Genomic DNA, 614 nt, shown 5'->3' with positions numbered 1-614 from the left:
GTACGTGCTCGGTACCGAGCGCCACGAGTCGCGCCGCATCGACAACCAGCTGCGTGGTCGTTCCGGCCGCCAGGGTGACCCGGGCGAGAGCCGCTTCTACCTGTCGCTGACCGACGACCTGATGCGCCTGTTCAACTCCGGTGCCGCCGAGAGCCTGATGGGCCGCTCGAACGTGCCGGACGACCTGGCGATCGAGAACAAGCTCGTCGGCCGTGCGATCCGGTCCGCCCAGGCGCAGGTCGAGGGCCGCAACGCCGAGATCCGCAAGAACGTCCTGAAGTACGACGACGTCCTGAACCGCCAGCGCGAGGCGATCTACAGCGACCGCCGCCACATCCTCGAGGGCGACGACCTGCACGACCGTGCGCAGTCGTTCCTCAAGGCCGTCATCGACGACGTGATCGACAGCCACACCGGCGAAGGCTCCCCGGACGACTGGGACCTCGACGCCATGTGGACCGAGCTCGGCACGCTCTACCCGATCTCGATCTCCATCGACGAGGTCATCACCGAGGCCGGCTCGAAGGGCAAGGCGTCGCGTGACTTCCTCGCCCGCGAGATCCTCTCGGACGCCAAGCTGGCCTACCAGCAGCGTGAGGAGCTCCTCGGCGACG

1 protein-coding gene is annotated in these 614 nt (G+C 67.8%); it reads left to right on the top strand.

The window, feature by feature from the left end:
- The coding region (locus BIU89_RS15305; RefSeq protein WP_441294462.1) for a preprotein translocase subunit SecA at positions 1-614 on the top strand (614 nt) is incomplete at both ends.

Origin of the sequence: Curtobacterium sp. MCBA15_005 (assembly GCF_001864855.1) — a bacterium.
Taxonomy (GTDB): Bacteria; Actinomycetota; Actinomycetes; order Actinomycetales; family Microbacteriaceae; genus Curtobacterium; species Curtobacterium flaccumfaciens.
This window is presented reverse-complemented; position numbering and strand designations above follow the sequence as displayed.